Source organism: Rossellomorea orangium (assembly GCF_019334305.1).
Lineage (GTDB): Bacteria > Bacillota > Bacilli > Bacillales > Bacillaceae_B > Rossellomorea.
Window position 1 is genome coordinate 107,691 of record NZ_JAHWGH010000032.1, and the last position, 574, is coordinate 108,264.

The 574-nt window shown below is 48.8% G+C and carries 5 tRNA genes; all 5 read right to left on the reverse strand.

Annotated elements, in window-relative coordinates:
* Positions 1-19 precede the first annotated feature (19 nt).
* Positions 20-95 (reverse strand) — tRNA-His (locus KYJ26_RS23800).
* Between the two features lie 23 nt (positions 96-118).
* A tRNA-Phe gene (locus KYJ26_RS23805) sits at positions 119-194 on the reverse strand.
* A 16-nt stretch (positions 195-210) separates the two neighbouring features.
* Positions 211-287 (reverse strand) — tRNA-Asp (locus KYJ26_RS23810).
* A gap of 92 nt (positions 288-379) precedes the next feature.
* Positions 380-453 (reverse strand) — tRNA-Met (locus KYJ26_RS23815).
* A gap of 25 nt (positions 454-478) precedes the next feature.
* Positions 479-571, reverse strand: a tRNA-Ser gene (locus KYJ26_RS23820).
* Between the last annotated feature and the right edge of the window lie 3 nt (positions 572-574).

Here is a 574-nt window from a genome sequence, read left to right on the forward strand (position 1 = left end):
AATTCTATTTAAGTAAATATGGGGCGACTGATGGGAATCGAACCCACGAATGCCTGAACCACAATCAGGTGCGTTAACCACTTCGCCACAATCGCCATGACATGTTTAAATAGAAAAATGGTGGCTCAGGACGGAATCGAACCGCCGACACATGGATTTTCAGTCCATTGCTCTACCAACTGAGCTACTGAGCCACTATGTAAAAGAAAATGGCGGTCCGGACGGGACTCGAACCCGCGACCTCCTGCGTGACAGGCAGGCATTCTAACCAACTGAACTACCGGACCAAAGTTTTTTCGCGCTAGCGAAAATAACTATCCTTGCGTTACTCATAAAAGGATCAAAGTTAATCTCTTACTGATAACAAGCAAAAATGGTATTGCGGGGACAGGATTTGAACCTGCGACCTTCGGGTTATGAGCCCGACGAGCTACCGAACTGCTCCACCCCGCGACGATATGAAATATGAAAGTAAATATGGAGGAGGAAGGGGGATTCGAACCCCCGCGGGCTGTTACACCCCTGTCGGTTTTCAAGACCGATCCCTTCAGCCGGACTTGGGTATTCCTCCGTA